16 protein-coding genes are annotated in these 17,894 nt (G+C 24.6%); 7 read left to right on the plus strand and 9 right to left on the minus strand.

Features of this window, described 5'->3' with window-relative positions; translation table 11 throughout:
* Nucleotides 1–98: 98 nt before the first annotated feature.
* The 3 genes from folE (at nt 99) to rplY (ending at nt 2,082) form a co-directional block, all read left to right on the plus strand.
* The gene (gene folE, locus D9V63_RS00690) at nt 99–767 is read left to right on the plus strand and encodes a GTP cyclohydrolase I FolE (RefSeq protein WP_158368465.1); all 669 of its coding nucleotides are present in this window, start codon (nt 99–101) and stop codon (nt 765–767) included.
* Between the two features lie 143 nt (nt 768–910).
* Nucleotides 911–1,747: a deoxyribonuclease IV gene (gene nfo, locus D9V63_RS00695; RefSeq protein WP_158368467.1), complete on the plus strand. Its 837-nt coding sequence runs from the start codon at nt 911–913 to the stop codon at nt 1,745–1,747.
* Nucleotides 1,748–1,797: 50 nt separating this feature from the next.
* Nucleotides 1,798–2,082 (plus strand): 50S ribosomal protein L25, encoded by a 285-nt coding sequence (rplY, locus tag D9V63_RS00700; protein ID WP_158368469.1) that lies wholly within the window; start codon nt 1,798–1,800, stop codon nt 2,080–2,082.
* A 28-nt stretch (nt 2,083–2,110) separates the two neighbouring features.
* Here the strand turns inward: rplY and D9V63_RS00705 are convergent, their stop codons facing one another.
* Nucleotides 2,111–2,869 carry a DedA family protein gene (locus D9V63_RS00705; protein WP_158368471.1) on the minus strand — a complete coding sequence of 253 codons (759 nt, stop codon included), beginning with the start codon at nt 2,867–2,869 and terminating at the stop codon, nt 2,111–2,113.
* Between the two features lie 178 nt (nt 2,870–3,047).
* On the opposite strand from D9V63_RS00705, the gene D9V63_RS00710 reads away from it, so the two are divergent.
* The 3 genes from D9V63_RS00710 to D9V63_RS00720 all read left to right on the plus strand — a co-directional run bounded on the left by D9V63_RS00710 (nt 3,048) and on the right by D9V63_RS00720 (nt 6,100).
* Nucleotides 3,048–4,346 (plus strand): peptidylprolyl isomerase, encoded by a 1,299-nt coding sequence (locus D9V63_RS00710; protein WP_158368473.1) that lies wholly within the window; start codon nt 3,048–3,050, stop codon nt 4,344–4,346.
* Nucleotides 4,347–4,440: 94 nt separating this feature from the next.
* On the plus strand, nt 4,441–5,256 hold the full coding sequence (rsmA, locus tag D9V63_RS00715) for a 16S rRNA (adenine(1518)-N(6)/adenine(1519)-N(6))-dimethyltransferase RsmA (RefSeq protein ID WP_158368474.1): 816 nt from the start codon (nt 4,441–4,443) through the stop codon (nt 5,254–5,256).
* Between the two features lie 31 nt (nt 5,257–5,287).
* The gene (locus D9V63_RS00720; RefSeq protein ID WP_158368476.1) at nt 5,288–6,100 is read left to right on the plus strand and encodes a symmetrical bis(5'-nucleosyl)-tetraphosphatase; all 813 of its coding nucleotides are present in this window, start codon (nt 5,288–5,290) and stop codon (nt 6,098–6,100) included.
* Nucleotides 6,101–6,159: 59 nt separating this feature from the next.
* Here D9V63_RS00720 and folA read toward each other — a convergent pair whose 3' ends face one another.
* The 8 genes from folA to ribF all read right to left on the minus strand — a co-directional run bounded on the left by folA (nt 6,160) and on the right by ribF (nt 17,406).
* Complete coding sequence (gene folA / locus D9V63_RS00725; RefSeq protein WP_158368478.1) at nt 6,160–6,660, minus strand: type 3 dihydrofolate reductase; 501 nt, start codon at nt 6,658–6,660, stop codon at nt 6,160–6,162.
* A 77-nt stretch (nt 6,661–6,737) separates the two neighbouring features.
* Nucleotides 6,738–9,968 (minus strand): carbamoyl-phosphate synthase large subunit, encoded by a 3,231-nt coding sequence (gene carB, locus D9V63_RS00730; RefSeq protein WP_158368480.1) that lies wholly within the window; start codon nt 9,966–9,968, stop codon nt 6,738–6,740.
* 13 nt (nt 9,969–9,981) lie between these two features.
* Nucleotides 9,982–11,121 carry a glutamine-hydrolyzing carbamoyl-phosphate synthase small subunit gene (gene carA, locus D9V63_RS00735; protein WP_410051812.1) on the minus strand — a complete coding sequence of 380 codons (1,140 nt, stop codon included), beginning with the start codon at nt 11,119–11,121 and terminating at the stop codon, nt 9,982–9,984.
* A gap of 179 nt (nt 11,122–11,300) precedes the next feature.
* Entirely contained in the window at nt 11,301–12,134 is an 834-nt protein-coding gene (dapB, locus tag D9V63_RS00740) for a 4-hydroxy-tetrahydrodipicolinate reductase (RefSeq protein ID WP_158368484.1), read from the minus strand.
* A gap of 9 nt (nt 12,135–12,143) precedes the next feature.
* Nucleotides 12,144–13,082 (minus strand): 4-hydroxy-3-methylbut-2-enyl diphosphate reductase, encoded by a 939-nt coding sequence (ispH, locus tag D9V63_RS00745; RefSeq protein WP_158368486.1) that lies wholly within the window; start codon nt 13,080–13,082, stop codon nt 12,144–12,146.
* A 79-nt stretch (nt 13,083–13,161) separates the two neighbouring features.
* A complete protein-coding gene (lspA, locus tag D9V63_RS00750; RefSeq protein ID WP_158368488.1) occupies nt 13,162–13,641 on the minus strand; it encodes a signal peptidase II in 480 nt (159 codons plus the stop codon).
* Nucleotides 13,638–16,448, minus strand: coding sequence for an isoleucine--tRNA ligase (gene ileS / locus D9V63_RS00755; RefSeq protein WP_158368490.1), 2,811 nt, complete (start codon nt 16,446–16,448; stop codon nt 13,638–13,640). The genes lspA and ileS overlap by 4 nt, the downstream gene beginning before the upstream one ends.
* Before the next feature lie 10 nt (nt 16,449–16,458).
* Complete coding sequence (ribF, locus tag D9V63_RS00760) at nt 16,459–17,406, minus strand: bifunctional riboflavin kinase/FAD synthetase (protein ID WP_158368491.1); 948 nt, start codon at nt 17,404–17,406, stop codon at nt 16,459–16,461.
* 184 nt (nt 17,407–17,590) lie between these two features.
* On the opposite strand from ribF, the gene rpsT reads away from it, so the two are divergent.
* A complete protein-coding gene (rpsT, locus tag D9V63_RS00765) occupies nt 17,591–17,860 on the plus strand; it encodes a 30S ribosomal protein S20 (protein WP_158368493.1) in 270 nt (89 codons plus the stop codon).
* Nucleotides 17,861–17,894: the final 34 nt, after the last annotated feature.

A 17,894-nucleotide genomic window follows, 5' to 3' on the forward strand; every position in this document is an offset into this window, starting at 1 on the left:
ATTTTTGTATATTATATATAATGACATTTATAATCTATATATTTTATATATAAACGTTATATAAAATATTATTATTAATAATCAGGAGAAGTTTAAATATGATTAAAATTAGTAAAGAAGCTAAATTAGCGCGTAACGCCTTGTTATCAAAAGACTTAGAAAATCCTATTCTAAAAGAATACAATGGTATAGAAGAAAAAGAAAGAGAATTATTAATTGCTAAATATATGCATAAAATTATGCATATTTTAAATTTAGATACAAAAAATGATAGCTTAAAAGAAACACCTTATCGTATATCAAAAATGTATAACAAGGAAATTTTTTCAGGTTTAGATTATAAAAATTTTCCAAAGATTACATTTATAGAAAATATAATAAAATCAAATGATATGATTATTGTTCGTGATATTATATTAATGAGTACTTGTGAACATCATTTTATTACTATTTATGGAAAAGCTACTGTTGCATATATTCCTAAAAAAAAAATTATTGGATTATCTAAAATTAATAGAATTGTACAATTTTATTCAAAACGACCTCAAATTCAAGAACGTTTAACTAAACAAATATCAGTAGTATTGCAAACTTTGCTTCATACTAAAGATGTTGCAATTATTCTTAATATGCATCATTTTTGTGTTAAAGCACGTGGTATTTGTGATGTAAATAGTACTGCTATCACTTCGTCTTTAAAAGGATTATTTAAAACTAAAAAAAGTATTCGTGATCAATTTTTTTTGAAAAATAATATGCAAGGATAAATATATTTACTATATTTAATTGATTAAAATATTATTTCTCAGTATGATATGATTTTTAATTTGTAAATATTTTGATATTTAAATTAATTTTAATATAAAAAAATTATTTGTGTAAATATTTAAAAATTTTTTGGACAATTAAAATGAAATATATTGGTGCGCATGTTAGTGCTTCCGGTGGTTTAGACAAAGCAGTTTTTCGAGCATTTCAATTACATGCTACAGCTTTTTCATTTTTTACTAAAAATCAATTACAATGGTCTGCGTTGCCTTTAAGTTTAATAGATATAAATAATTTTAAAAAATCTTGTGTTAAATATAACTTCTTTTTTGAAAAAATTTTACCACATAGTAGTTACTTAATTAATTTAGGTCATCCTAATAATGATTTATTAAAAAAATCTCGTATAGCTTTTATTCAAGAAATAAAACGTTGTAATGATTTGGGTTTATATTATCTAAATTTTCATCCTGGTAGCCATTTAAATAATATTTCAGAAAAAGATTGTTTATCAAGAATTTCCGAATCAATTAATATAGCTTTAGAAAACACTGATAATGTAACAGCTGTAATTGAAAATACTGCAGGACAAGGGACTAATGTTGGATATTGTTTTGAACATCTATATGAAATCATAAACAAAATAGATGATAAATCTCGAATTGGAGTTTGTTTAGATACCTGTCATTTATTTGCTGCAGGATATGATTTGCGTACAAAAGAGAATTGTCAAAATACATTTAATAAATTTTTTAATTTAATAGGATTGAAATACTTAAAAGGTTTGCATCTAAATGATTCAAAAAAAGAGTTGAATAGTCGTGTTGATCGCCATGAAAATTTAGGCTTAGGTTATATTGGGAAATTAGTTTTTGAATGGATTGTTCAAAACAGATGTTTTTCTAACATTCCAATGATATTAGAAACTAGCAATGCGACGATGTGGTCAAAAGAAATTTCTTGGTTAAAATCATTATAAAATAATGTTATATTTTAATACATATATTTTATTATAAGAGAGAGTATATTATGTTGATTATCAATGCAGACATAAGAGAAAAAAAAGGAAAAAGTTTTAGTAGGAAATTACGTATTCAAAATAAATTTCCAGCTATTTTATATGGGCTAAATAAAACTCCTATATCTTTAACTTTAGATCATAATTCTGTTTTTAATTTGCAAAAAAAAATAGATTTTTATCAAAAAAAAATATTATTATTGATTAATGGGAGAGAATATAAAGTGAAAGTACAATCTATACAAAGACATGCATTTAAACTAAAATTATTGCATATTGATTTTTTATATATTTAAAAATATATTTTAAAATTTTGCTAAAACGTCATAGTATACTAGATAAAACTTTTCTAAAAATTAACATTGTAGGATGGAATTGTATTAATATTAAACCAACCAATCCAAATATCAAAAATATGAGCGCAATAAATCCAATATTTTTTTGTATAATGTTTATATGATCTCTATTTTTTATTTTTTTTATTTTCCACCATTTTGATATTAACCATATTCCTATCCAAAATAAAATAGCAATAACTAATAAAAACCATTTAAAATAATTATTACTGGAATCTGTAGGTATATTAATAGTTATACCTGCAATAATTCCTGGGAAAAAATATACCGGAGGCCATAATATACAACCTATTAAACTAGGGAAAAAAAATTTTTTTAATGGTAATTTTAACATACCCGAAACCATTGGTATTAATGGTCTAGTTGGTCCTATAAAACGACCTATTAATATTGTTAACATACTATGTTTATGTAGCAATATTTTAGTTTTTTCTAATATTTTATAATGCTTTTTTAAAAAAGAAAGATTATGCAACCAGTTTTTAAAGTATAGCCCAATATAATATGATAACCAATCTCCTAATAAACATCCAATTATTCCTGCGACCCAAGAAGGATAAAAAAATAATTTTTTATTACCTATCAGCGTGCCTAATGTTGCCATTAATACTATTCCTGGAAGTAATAAACCAATTAATGCAAGAGATTCTAAAAAAGAAACTATACCTACTATACACAGTGAATATATTAAAGAATGTGTTATTAAAGATGTTAACCAATATTCCATAAAGATCCATACATTATTATTTTTATTGTGATAAATTTCAATATATTATTTGAAATTCAATATATTTTATACTTTATATTTTTTTTAAAAAAATCTCAAGTAAATATTTTATATTGGAATATCATTATAATATAAAAATAGTTATAATAAAAAATTTAAAATTTAAAGAAGAATAAAAATGAGAGTTTATGTCGTTGTGATTTTGTATGTATTATCAAGTGTATTTTCAAATTGTTGCGCTAAGATTTTTGAAATTGATAAGATTCTTGCTGTTGTCAACAATCAAGTTATATTAGATAGTGATATAGATCAAGTTCTTTTTTATTTAAAACAAGAAAACAACACTATCACAGTTCCTTTAAAAATCAATTTTTTAAGAGACAAAATATTAGAAAAATTAATTGTAGATTCTTTAATTTTAGAAGAAGCAAACAAGTTGAATATTACAGTTTCTGATATGCAATTAGATACAATATTTAGCAATATTGCTTTTAAAAAGCATATTACTTTAAATGAACTAAAGAATAACATTATATTAAATAACACTAACGATTTCTTCAATTATGAAGATTATATACAAAATGTAAAAAAATCATTAAAAATTAAAATGTTACAAGATTATTTGTTCAATAGTAATATTGATATCTCTGAAAGAGAGATATATCATTTATTAAACGAGAAGATAACAAAACAAAATGATTTAAAAAAAATTAATTTAAAACTTATTATTTTACCTCTTTCAAAAAGAGAAAATGATAAAGCAATTAAAAATAAAAAAATATTAATTAATCATCTTTTTAAAATGATTAATAATAATTCTAATTTTGACTATTTTTATGAATTTTTTAAAAAAAATAAAAATTGTTTTTTATCAGAAAATATATCATTAAAACATTTAAAAAATTTAAAAAAAATTTTTTTTAGTAAATTAGATATTTTTAAAAAAAATCAAATATTAGGACCCGTTTTAGGGAGAAAAGGTTTATATATTATTAAAGTTAACAATATTGAAAATAATAGTATTAAAAAAATAACAACTGAATTCCATATTCAACATTGTTTGATACGTCCTTCAATCATTTTAAATGATATACAGGCAAAAAAAGACATTTTTGAAATATATAACAATATAAAAATGAAGAATTATAGTTTTGAATATGCTGTTAAAAATTTTTCTCATGATTTTTATTCATCTCATAAACAAGGTGATTTAGGCTGGATTTCAAATAAATCATTTGATGGTGTTTTTAAAAATATTTTAAAAAATTTAAATAACAATGAAATCAGCCAACCAATTAGATCTAAATTTGGATGGCATATAATTAAGTTATTAGAAAAACGTCAAATAGATAAAAAATGGAAGATTGAAAAAGAAAAAGTTTATCAAATTTTATTACAACGTAAAATACAGCAAGAAAAAAACAACTGGATTAAAAAACTTAAAAAATTATCTTATATAAATATTTTTCAATATTAAAATAATATTTGAACAATTAAATAAGATAAAAAATAAAATAATTTATCTTTAAAAATTAAATTTTTTACAAGATTAAGAGTGAATAGAAATTTAAATGAAAAAACATATTCCTATGAAAAAGTTTAGTCAAAATTTTCTTATAGATTTTAATGTAATTAAAGAAATAGTTAAATTTATTAATCCAAAATCACATCAAACATTGGTTGAAATTGGACCTGGATTAGCTGCTTTAACTCAACCTATTTGTAATTTAATAGATGAATTAATTGTTATTGAAATCGATAAATTTTTATTAGAGAGGTTAAAAAAATATGCATTTTATTCAAAATTAATAGTATTTTATCAAGATGCCTTAGTGTTTGATTATTCAAAATTACTTAATAAAAGAAATAAATTAATTCGAATTTTTGGCAACTTACCATATCATATTTCTACATCTTTAATATTATGTTTGTTTGAAAGAATTAATATTATTAAAGATATGAATTTTATGCTTCAAAAGGAAGTTGCTGAGCGTTTAGTTGCATCTCCAGGAAGTAAATTATATGGTCGTTTAAGCATTATTGCTCAATATTATTGTAATATAAAAATTTTGTTAGATGTTTCTCCAAAATGTTTTAAACCTGTGCCTAAAGTAAAATCAACATTTCTCAGTTTAACACCTTATACTAATTATTTTCCTTATTTTACATATAATATAAAAGTACTTAGTTATATTACAAACTTAGCTTTTCAAAAAAGAAGAAAAATATTACGTCATAGTTTAGGTAAAATATTTTCTGAAAAAGTTTTGATAAAATTAAATATTAATCCAAAATTAAGACCTGAAAATATTTCCATCTTACAATATTGTCAATTATCTAATTATATGATAGAAAATAATATTTATCAGAAATATATTTCTATTTAAATATATATTTTATACTTTAAATTGGAAAAAAATGAGCATTTATTTTATCAGCGATATTCATGGTTGTTATAGAGAATTTAAAATACTTTTAAAAAAATCAAATTTTAATATTCAAACAGATTATTTATGGGTTGCAGGTGATTTAGTTGGTAGAGGTCCTAACTCATTGAAAGTAATGAGATATCTTTATTCTATACAAGACAGAATAAATATAGTGCTTGGAAATCATGATTTAAATTTAATTGCAGTATATTCCGGTGTCAAAGAAAATAAAAAAGAAAACTACTTCGATGAGTTTTTATCTGCTAAGGATCGTCATCAATTAATTCATTGGTTACGTTCTCAACCTATTTTAAAAATTAATGAAAAACAAAAAATTATTATGGTACATGCAGGCATTAGTTCACAATGGAATCTGAAGACCATAAAAAAATGCTCTTTAGAAATTGAAAAATCTTTATTAAGTAATGATTACCCGTCATTTTTAAAGTCTGTTTTTAATAATAAAATAGATTATTGGGATTTTAATTTAAGCAAAATTGATCAATTGCGATATAGTATTAATGTTTTTACACGTATCAGGTATTGTTATCCTAATGGAAAGTTAAATCTTACATGCAAAAAATCTCCTAGTGTTGTTCAATATCCATTATTACCATGGTTTTTTATTCCAAATAAATTTCAAGAAAAATATTCTATTGTTTTTGGGCATTGGTCTTCTTTAAAAGATACAAAGGTCCCTAATCAATTTATTCCGATAGATAAAGGTTGTTGCTGGGGTGGAAAATTATTAATGCTAAGATGGGAAGATAAAAAATGTTTTTATCAATCTTATTTAGGGTAAATGTAACTTATAAAACAAGTGTATAAATAAAACTTGTTTTAAAGATTAGAATATACATTCTATCTTATTAATATTTCAAAACAAAAATCATAAGTATGTTGCTTATCTTTAGGAAAATTTTTTTTAAAGATTGTTTTCCAATTTTTGCATATTTTATACCTTGGAAAATAAGTATCTCCAGAAATATTACAATTAACATGAGTAAGGTATAACTTATTAGCGTAAAACAACATTTGTTTATATATTTTAGATCCTCCAATAACCATTATTTCTTGATTTTTTTTATATTTTGAATATATAGTAGCAGAAATTATTGCGTTATTAATTGAATTTGCCCATATAATATTATGTTTAATAATTTTTTTTCGACTAATTACTATATTAGTTCTCATAGGTAAAGAATCTTTAATAGATTCCCAAGTTAAACGTCCCATAATAATACTTTTATTTATCGTATTACTTTTAAACCACTTTAAATCTTCTGGGAGATTCCAAGGTATTTTATTTTTCTCTCCAATCACAAGATTATTAGAAATAGCTGCAATTAGACTAATTTTCATATGTAAAATTTTTTTTAAGAGTTATAAATATGTTTTACAACATATTTATAAAAATGAATTTTTTATTTCAGGTACATTTAATTTTGTAAATTTATTTTTTTATGTATTTCTTGTAATGATCTAATATTTTTTACTGGATCTTCATTTAATGCCATAACTGTAGCGAATGCACCATTAATAGTTGTATCATAGTGAACTTTATATTGCAAAGCACTTTGACAAATTCGTTTTGCATCTTTTACACCTTGGTTACAAGAAGTTGTATTTACAATATATGCGTATTCTCCATTTTTTAAACGATCCTCAATATGAGGTCTTCCTTCATATACTTTATTTACTAATCTAGAAATAATTCCAGATTTTTTTAAAGCTGTAGATGTTCCTTTAGTAGCATCAATTTTAAATCCAAATTTTGTTAATTTTAAAGCTAAATTTACAATACTTTTCTTATCATTATCTCTCACAGAAAGCAATACACGTCCTGATCTTTTCATATTGGTATTGGCGCCGAGCATTGCTTTCGCAAATGCTTCTGAAAAATTTTTTCCAATACCCATTACTTCTCCTGTAGAGCGCATTTCTGGTCCTAATATAGGATCTACACCTTGAAATTTATCAAAAGGTAATACAGCTTCTTTTACTGAAAAGAACGATGGGATGATTTCTTTTACAAATCCTTGTTCTTTTAATGTTTTACCATACATAACACGTACAGAGATTTTTGCAAGTGCTAATCCTGTAGCTTTTGAAACAAAAGGAACTGTTCTAGCGGCTCTTGGATTAACTTCAATAATATATATTTCATTATTTTTAATTGCAAACTGTACGTTCATGAGTCCTTGTACAGATAATTCAAATGCTAGTTTTTTTACTTGCTTTCTGATGCTATCTTGAATTTTTTTTGTTAAAGTATAGGCTGGTAAAGAACAAGCTGAATCTCCAGAATGTACTCCTGCTTGTTCAATATGCTCCATGATACCTCCAATCAAAACTGTTTTTCCATCACAGATTGCATCAACATCTACTTCTGTTGCATAATTTAAATATTGATCTAGCAAAATTGGGGTGGTGTTATCTTGCTTTAATATTACCTTGAAATAGTTATCTAACTCAGACGGTTCGTAAACAATTTCCATTGCTCTTCCACCTAGAACATAAGATGGTCTAACTATAATAGGGTAACCAATTTTTATTGCGTTCTGATGTGCTTCCTGTAAAGTGAATACTGTAGCATTTAGTGGTTGTTTTAAATTTAATTTTGTTACAATTTTTTGAAAACGATTTCTATCTTCTGCTTTGTCAATAGCATCTGGTTTTGTACCAATAATTGGTATTCCTTCTTGTTCAAATTCTCGTGCTAATTTTAACGGTGTTTGTCCTCCATATTGAATAATCACTCCTTTAGGTTTTTCAATTTTAACTATTTCTAAAACGTTTTCTAATGTAATTGGTTCAAAGTAAAGTCGATCAGATATATCATAATCTGTAGATACTGTTTCTGGATTGCAATTTATCATAATTGCTTCAAATCCATCTTCTCTTAAGGCTTGAACGGCATGTACACAACAGTAATCGAATTCTATACCTTGTCCTATTCTATTGGGCCCACCTCCTATAATAATAATTTTTTTATCATTTTTAGTAGGATTAGCCTCGCATTCATCTTCCCATGTAGAATACATATATGCTGTTTCAGTAGAAAACTCAGCTGAACATGTATCGATTCTTTTATAAACAGGATGTAAATTTAATTCATTTCGTAAATTACGTATATCACGTTCTTTTTTATGAGTTAACATAGCTATACGTAGATCTGAAAAACCTTTTCTTTTAATAAAATATAAAAATTTATAATTTAATCCAGTAAATCCATTTTTTTTAATTTTTTCTTCTAATAGGATTATTTCTTGAATCTGCATAAGAAACCAAGGATCAATAGATGTTAATTCAAACACATCTTTTATCGACATACCAAGTCTAAATGCATCACCAATATACCAAAGTCTATCTGCTCCTGCTTCTTTTAATTCGTGTTTGATTTTTATTAAATATTGAGGATTTAATTTAGATATTTTTGAGTTAAAACCACATACTCCAATTTCTAATCCTCGCATTGCTTTTTGTATTGATTCTTGAAATGTTCTTCCTATTGCCATTACTTCGCCGACAGATTTCATTTGAGTAGTTAATCTATCGTTACATCCTGAAAATTTTTCAAAGTTAAATCTTGGAATTTTAGTGACTATATAATCTATTGATGGTTCAAAAGATGCTGTTGTATTAGTTCCTGTAATATCATTTGCAAGTTCATCTAGTGTATATCCTACTGCTAATTTTGCGGCTATTTTTGCAATTGGAAATCCTGTAGCTTTAGATGCTAATGCAGAAGAACGAGAAACTCTAGGATTCATTTCAATAACTATCATTCGGCCATTTTTTGGATTAATAGCAAATTGTACGTTAGAACCTCCAGTTTCTACTCCGATTTCTTGTAAGATTGCCATAGATGCATTTCTCATAATCTGATATTCTTTATCAGTCAATGTTTGAGCTGGAGCTACAGTAATTGAATCCCCTGTATGTATTCCCATAGGATCTAAATTTTCAATCGAACAAACAATAATACAATTGTTATTTTTGTCTCGTACAACTTCCATTTCATATTCTTTCCAGCCGATTAATGATTCATCGATCAATAATTCAGTAGTAGGAGATAATTTTAATCCTCTTTCGCAAATTTCTTCGAATTCTTCTTGATTATAAGCAATGCCCCCACCATTCCCCCCCATAGTAAAAGAAGGTCTAATGATACATGGAAAACCTACATTTTTCAATACCGATAATGCTTCTTTAATGTTATGTGCAATGCCGCATTTTGCAGTTTTTAAATTCAGCTTTTTCATTGAGCATTCAAATAATTTCCTATTTTCTGCTTTGTTTATTGCATCAATAGTAGCACCTATAATTTTAACACTAAATTTTTTTAGTATTCCTCTTCGATTTAGTTCTAATGCACAATTGAGTGCTGTTTGACCACCCATAGTAGGTAGCAATGCATCTGGACGTTCCTTAATTATAATTTTTTTTACTATTTTCCAATGAATAGGTTCAATATATGTAGCATCTGCCATATATGGATCAGTCATAATAGTAGCAGGATTAGAGTTAACAAGAATAATCTTATAACCTTCTTCACGCAATGCTTTGCACGCCTGAGCGCCTGAATAATCAAATTCACATGCTTGTCCAATGATAATAGGACCTGCTCCAAGAATTAAAATGGATTTTATATCAGTAGATTTAGGCATTTTTTTTTCCTAATTAATTACTGAATTTTGCTTGATTAAGTAATTTTATAAAATGATCAAATAGATAAGAACCATCATGCGGTCCAGGACTGGCTTCTGGATGTCCTTGAAAGCTAAAAGCTAGTTTATCAGTTAAGCGTAAACCTTGTACAGTACCATCAAAAAGAGAAGTATGTGTTATAAAAATATTTTTTGGAATATGTTGTGTATCAACAGTAAAACTATGATTTTGAGATGTAATAATTACACGATTAGTTTTTATTTCTTTTACTGGATGATTTGCACCATGATGACCAAATTTCATTTTAACGATATCGGCTCCACTAGCTAATGCAAGTAGTTGATGTCCTAAACATATTCCAAATATTGGAATATTGATTTTCAAAAAATCTTGAATGGATTTAATAGCATAGTAACATGGTCTTGGATCACCTGGACCATTAGACAAAAAAATTCCATCAGGAGATAAATCTAGTACTGTTTTTGAATCTGTTGTAGCAGGTACTATAGTTAGATAACATCCTCGATCTACTAACATACGTAAAATATTTAGTTTAACACCAAAATCATATACAATAATATGAAATAAAAATTTTCTTTTAGAACCAGATGCTGTGTTGTTTATAATATGACTATTTTTATTCCAATTATAAATAACGTCAGTGCTTACTTTTTTAGCTAAATCCAATCCTTGTAAGCTTAAACAATTTTTTGCTTTTTTATGTGCTATAATATAGTTTTCTTTTTTATCTTCTATAATACATCCATTTTGAGATCCTTTTGTTCGTAAAATACGTGTCAATTTTCTTGTATCAATATCAGATATTGCAACAATATTATTTTCTTTTAAATAAGAAGAAAAACTTTTTTTGCTACGATAATTACTGGATATCGGAGACATGTCGCGAATAATCAATCCTCTTATATGAATTTTAGATGATTCTTCATCATGTTGATTTGTGCCAATATTTCCAATATGAGGATGTGTTAGTGTTACAATTTGGTGTGAGTAAGAAGGGTCAGTGATTATTTCTTGGTATCCGGTTATTGATGTATTGAAAACAACTTCTCCTACAGTTGTTCCTTTAGCTCCAACAGAACGTCCGTGAAATCTAGTGCCATCTTCTAAAACTAATACTGCTGATTGGCCCAAAGCACCCTCCAAAAAATTTTTTAATATTGATTAAATTTTAACATAATAAGTAAAATACTTTGAAAAATTAAATATTTATTTTAACTAAAATTAATATTTTTGTCTATTATCGTAATAAATATTTTATATATCTTCATTTGTTAAAAAGTTGTTTTTAAATAAATGCATAATTTATATATTTATTTAGCATAAACTTTGAATGTATTTTTTAAAAAATCTTTCATGTTAAAAAGACCTTTGTTTTTTAAAATAATCCAAAACACTGATTGAATAGCACCTTTAGCAAAAGATTCTCTATTAAAAGCTGTATGAGTAATATTAATTTCTTCTTCAGAGTTTGTAAAAATCACTGAGTGTTTTCCAATAATATTTCCTGATCTTATACTAGAAAATCCAATTTTTTTTGATTCTCTAGTTTTTGTAAAGCCTTTTTTATAATATAATGAGTGTTTATTTAGATTCCATTTCATAACTTTTGATATGCTATCTCCGATAGTTAATGCTGTTCCTGAAGGTATATCAATTTTATTTCGATGATGAAATTCTACAATATCAATATCAGAATTATTTCCCAAAATTCGAGTAGTTTTTTCTACTAGATGATACAGTAGATTTATGCCGATGCTAAAATTAGATGCTATTAATATAGCAATGTTTTTTGAATACGATTGTATAATTTTCATTTCTGAATCTGAAAAACCAGTTGTACCAATAATTATATTTTTTTGAAATTTATTACAATATTTTAAATATTCTAGTGTTGCGATAGGATTTGTAAAATCAATCAAAACATCAAAATCATTTTTTTTGATATCCAAAGTATCTTGAATAAGCACTCCTATTTTGCCTATTCCAATTTCTTCTCCTATATCATGATTAATTGAGGGATGATTTGTTTTTACTATTGCTGCAGTTAAACAAGTTGTTTTATTTGCTTGCGTTTCTTTGACTAACATTTGCCCCATTCTACCTAGAGCTCCGGTAATAGCAATACGAGTTATTTTTTTATTCATAGTTTTATATTATGGAAGTGTTAAATATTTAGGTATATTAAAACTTATTTTTTCTTGATTCCCTGAAACTTCTTTTATATTCTCAGCGCCTATTTTTTGTAAATATTCAATTACTTGTTTTACTAAAAATTCCGGTGCGGATGCGCCTGCTGTGATTCCAATGTATTTTATATTTTTTATCCATTTTTTTTGAATATCTAAAAATGATTCAATTTGTTTAGTAAAAACACCAGTTTCTTTACCTAGTTCAGCAAGACGATTAGAATTAGATGAATTTTTAGAACCTATTACAAGTATCATATCAGTTATTTTTGATAATTTAATAATTGCATTTTGTCGATTGGTTGTTGCATAACATATATCTTCTTTTTTAGGTCCAGAAATATATGGAAATTTTTTTTTTAAAAATCTAATAATAGATTGAGTATTGCGTATAGATAATGTTGTTTGTGTAAAAAAATTTAATTTTTTATTATCTTGCTTAATTGGCAGTTTATTTATATCCTCTATTGATTCAATAAGATGTATTTTACTATTTTTATTATTATACTGACCGATTGTTCCAGTAACTTCAGGATGTCCTTTATGGCCAATGAAAATAGTTTCTATATTTTTTTCGCTTGCTTTTGAGACTTCTTTATGGACTTTTGAAACTAATGGACAAGTTGCATTTAAAATAATTAATTGTTTTTTTAAAGCCTTTTCTTGTGTTTTTTTTGATACGCCATGAGCAGAAAATACGACTATTGAGTTATTTGGAATATCTGAGATTTTTTCAACAAAAATAACCCCCTTTTGACGTAATGTTGTTATAACGTATTGATTATGTACTAATTCATGTTTAACATATATAGTTTTTTTATAAATTTTTAAAGCGTTTTCAACCATTAAAATAGCTCTTTTAACGCCTGCACAAAAACCTCTTGGATTAGCTAATAAAATATCCATTGTAAAAAAATCTCCAAGGAAATATTTGTATTAAAGTAATATATTTTATTCTAAAATATAAAAAATAATATACTTTATTTTATTTAATAATTTCATATTGATTTTTTATATATTTGTTTTTTATATAAATAATTATTCCAATAAAAATGCTAAAATCAGATATATTGAATGTTGCAAAATGCCAATTATTAATATGTATATCAATAAAGTCTATAACAAATCCATAATAAATACGATCTATTACATTTCCTATAGCTCCTGATAAAATAAAACAAAAATCTAATTTTTTTTCTTCTTTGTTTACTTTTAAAATTTCTTTAAATATAAATACTATAATAATTATACTCAATATTGATAAAAAAAATCTATTCCATAATGTTTCACTTGATAATATACTAAAAGCTATACCATAATTATGCACATGAAATAAATTTAGTACTGATAAAATTTTTTTTGTTTCATATAAATCTAAATAATTACAAACCCAGCATTTAGAAAAAATATCTATTATTAAAATAATTGTTGTAATTAAAAAATATTTTTTATATATTTTTTTCATATAAAAATTCGTTTTTCTCCTTGTCCTTCAGTATTGGAAATACATCGTATACAAATATCATGATGATTGTTCATTGGTATATTATAATGCCAGCATCTTTGACATTTTTTTTCTGTACTTTTTTGTAAAGCAATTTTAAATTTAGAAAATAAAAAACTTTTTTTCGTATCTATTGGTGCCAAATCATAATTTTTTACTAAAACATGAGATGTTAAAAACATAAATTTTAATTCATTTCCTAAAATTTTTAATTTTTCTTTTGTTTTAGGTTTGACATATAATGTAATAGAAGCTTCTAATGAATTGTTTATTGTTTTATTTTTGATTTCTTCTTCTATAATTTTGTTTATTTCATTTTTAATTTCTATTAATTCATTCCAAAATTGATGATTTAATATAGCATTGACATTTAATTCAAACAATTTATTAAACCATTCTTCCGTAAATACATACTCTGAAGTCTTTCCAGGTAAATAGCTCCATATTTCATTAGCAGTAAACGATAATATAGGAGATATCCATCTAACTAATGCATGAATTATATAATATATTGCTGTTTGACAACTTCTTCGCTCTAAACTATTTTTTTTCAAAGTATATTGTCTATCTTTAATAATATCAAGATAAAAAGCACCCATGTCAACTGAGCAAAAGTGCATTAATTTCTTAATTACTTCATGAAAATTATATTTGTTATAGAGTTGAATAATCTCTTCTTGTGTTATTTTAGCGCGAGAAACAGCCCACTGATCTAAGTAAAGCATGTTTTCTTTAGGAATAATGTTCTTATTTGGATTAAAATCATTTATATTAGCTAACATAAAACGTGCTGTGTTTCTTATTCTTCGGTAAACATCTGATGTTCTATTTAAAATTTCATTAGAAATAGAAATATCATTAGAATAGTTTGAAGAAGCAACCCAAAGTCTTAAAACATCGGCTCCTAACGTTTTGATTATATCGTTAGGACTAATAGTATTTCCTATCGATTTAGACATTTTTTGTCCTTTTCCATCAACTACAAAACCATGTGTTAAGACTTCTGAATAAGGTGCTTTTTCATTCATTAACATTGATATCATCAATGATGACATAAACCAACCTCTATGCTGATCAGAACCTTCTAAAAACATATCTGCATAATTTTTTTTATCTTTTTTATTTTTATATTTTATTGTCGTATGAGTATTTCCTGATTCGAACCAAACATCTAATATATCAAAAATTTGATCATATAAATAATATTCTGTACCCAATATTTCTTTTAAGTCAATATTCCACCATACTTGAATACCTGATAATTCTACTTTTTTAATTATTTTTTTCATTATAAAAGAATTTTTAGGGTGTATTTCACCTGTTTTTTTATTTATGAAAATAGACATTGGAACGCCCCATTTCCTTTGTCTTGAAATACACCAATCAGGTCTTTTTTTTACCATTTCTTCAATTCTAGATTTTCCCCATTGAGGAATCCATAAAACTTTTTTAATTTCTTTAATAGTATTAAAACGTAAATTATTTTTATTAATATTAATAAACCATTGTGGAGTCGCTCGAAATATAATAGGAGTTTTATGCCTCCAACAGTGTGGATAACTATGTATTAAAGGTTCATGGTGCAATAAACAATTATGATCAATTAATAATTGTATAATTATTTCGTTAGCTTGAGAAATATTAATTCCATCTAATTTTGGATGTATATTTTTTTTAAAATCACCTTTATAATTAATTAAATTTATTGTATTTATATTATATTTTTGACAAACAGAATAATCATCTTGTCCATGGTCTGGTGATGTATGAACTGCTCCTGTACCTGTTTCGAGAGTAACATGTTTTCCTAATATTACAGGTAATAAAATATTTTTTAAAAATGGATGTGAAAATTTTATACCTTCTAGTTTCTTCCCTTTAATAGAAATTAAATATTTCCAGTTTTTTATTTTTAAACTATCAAGTGTATTTTTTACTAATTCTTTAGCTAAAATTAAATTATATGTTTTAGTTTCAATCACGTGATATGTAAAATTAGGATGTACTGTAATAGCTTGACTAGATGGAAGTGTCCATGGAGTAGTTGTCCAAATTGGTAAATATGTGTCTTTGCCTTTTAATATGTCAGCATTAAATATTTTTTTTAAATTTTTATCACTACTTTTAATTGCAACAAAAATTGCATCTGATGTTTTGTCAAAGTATTCGATTTCTGCATCGGATAAAGATGATTGACATTTTAAACACCATTGTATAGGTTTGAAATCTCTATATAAATATTTTTTTTCGATAATTTTAGAAAGTGTTTTAATTATATTTGCTTCATTTTTGTAATCCATTGTAAGATGAGCATTATCCCAATCACCAATAACTCCTAATTTAATAAAATCCTTTTTTTGCTTTTCGACTTGATTTTTTGCATATTTTCTACATTCTTCTTGAAATTTTGAAGTATTTATTTTCTGCTTATATATACCTATTTTTTCTTCAACTTTTTGTTCGATAGGTAATCCATGACAATCCCATGATGGTATATATGGCGCATCAAAACCAGACAAATTTTTTGATTTAATTATTATGTCTTTTAAAATTTTATTCACTGCATGTCCAATATGAATATTTCCATTTGCATATGGAGGTCCATCATGTAAGAGAAAAATTTTTTTATTTTCTTTATTTTTTCTAATTATTTGATAGAGATTTTTTTCATACCAATTTTTTAAGATTTTAGGTTCTTTTTGAGTTAAATTAGCTCGCATAGAAAATTCTGTTTTAGGTAAATTTAAAGTTTTTTTATAATCATGCATAGTTTTATCTTTATTTTTTAAGTTCATCATTAGGAATATTAAAATATTTTTTAGCAATTTGAATGTCTTTCACAATCTGATCTTTTAGTTTTTTTAAAGATTCAAAAAAATACTCGTTTCTTATTTTTTTATATATTAAAATTTCTATTTTTTTATTATATAAATTAATATTTGTATTAAATAAATGAACTTCAAGGGTTTTATTTTTCTGTATATTAAGAGAACTAGGTTTAACTCCTATATTACATATTCCTAAATATATTTTTTTATAATTTATCTTAACTGCATATACTCCATTATTTAAAGAAATATTTTTATATAATTTTATATTAGCCGTTGGAAAACCTAACGTTCTTCCTATTTGATTACCATAAATAACGCGACCAATAATGCTAAATGGTTTTCCTAACAATAGTTGAGCTAATTTAATATTATTTTCTAATAAATATTTTCTAATATTAGTACTGCTAATTTTAATATTATTTTTGTATATTGGTTCAATTTCAACGATGTTAAATTTATATTTTTGACTCATTTTTTTTAATAGAAAAATATTTCCATTTCTTTTAGCGCCAAATTTAAAATCTTTTCCAATGATAATAAATTTTATATTTAGTTTATTAATTAATATTTTTATAATAAATTTTTCAGCACTGATATTTGAAAAAAAACTGTTAAATTTAATACATAAAACTATATCAATTTTATATAAGCGAATATATTTTATTTTTTGTTGAAATGTTGTAATTCTTTTGGGAGAAGTTTGATGACTAAAAAATTCTAATGGTTGCGGTTCAAATAAAATTATTATTGTTACTAAATTATTTTCTTTACCTATTTTATATACTTTAGAAAGTAATTTTTGATGCCCTAAATGTACTCCATCAAAATTTCCAATGCTTATAACTGAATTAGAATCTATTTTTTTTAAATTTTTAATACCTCGTATAATCTTCATTATCAAATTAATCCGATTAAATAAAGTGATATATGATAGAATTTATCATAAAACTTGTATGTAATAATAACTTTTTAATAATTTTTTATATAAATTATTTATTATTAATTTTTTATTATTTCTTGTATCATGTTTTATATATAGTATAATTTTTAGTATAATTTTTAATATTTAGGAGTTAAAATTGGCGAATATTAAATCATCTAAGAAAGATGCTGTAGCATCTGAAAAACGTCGTAAAAGTAATGTGAGTCAACGTTCAAAAATTCGAACTTTTATAAAAAAAGTGAGATTAGCTATTTGTTCTGGAGATAAAAAAAAAGCAGAAGATACTTTTAAAAATATGCAACCTGTAATTGATAAATATGCTACTAAGGGCTTAATACATAAAAACAAAGCAGCAAGACATAAATCTATTTTATCGTTACAAATTAAACAATTAAATTATAAGTAAATTTTGATAATAGTATTGCCTCTCATCTTTAAGA

It is taken from the genome of Buchnera aphidicola (Aphis nasturtii), assembly GCF_005083345.1.
Taxonomy (GTDB): Bacteria; Pseudomonadota; Gammaproteobacteria; order Enterobacterales; family Enterobacteriaceae; genus Buchnera; species Buchnera aphidicola_R.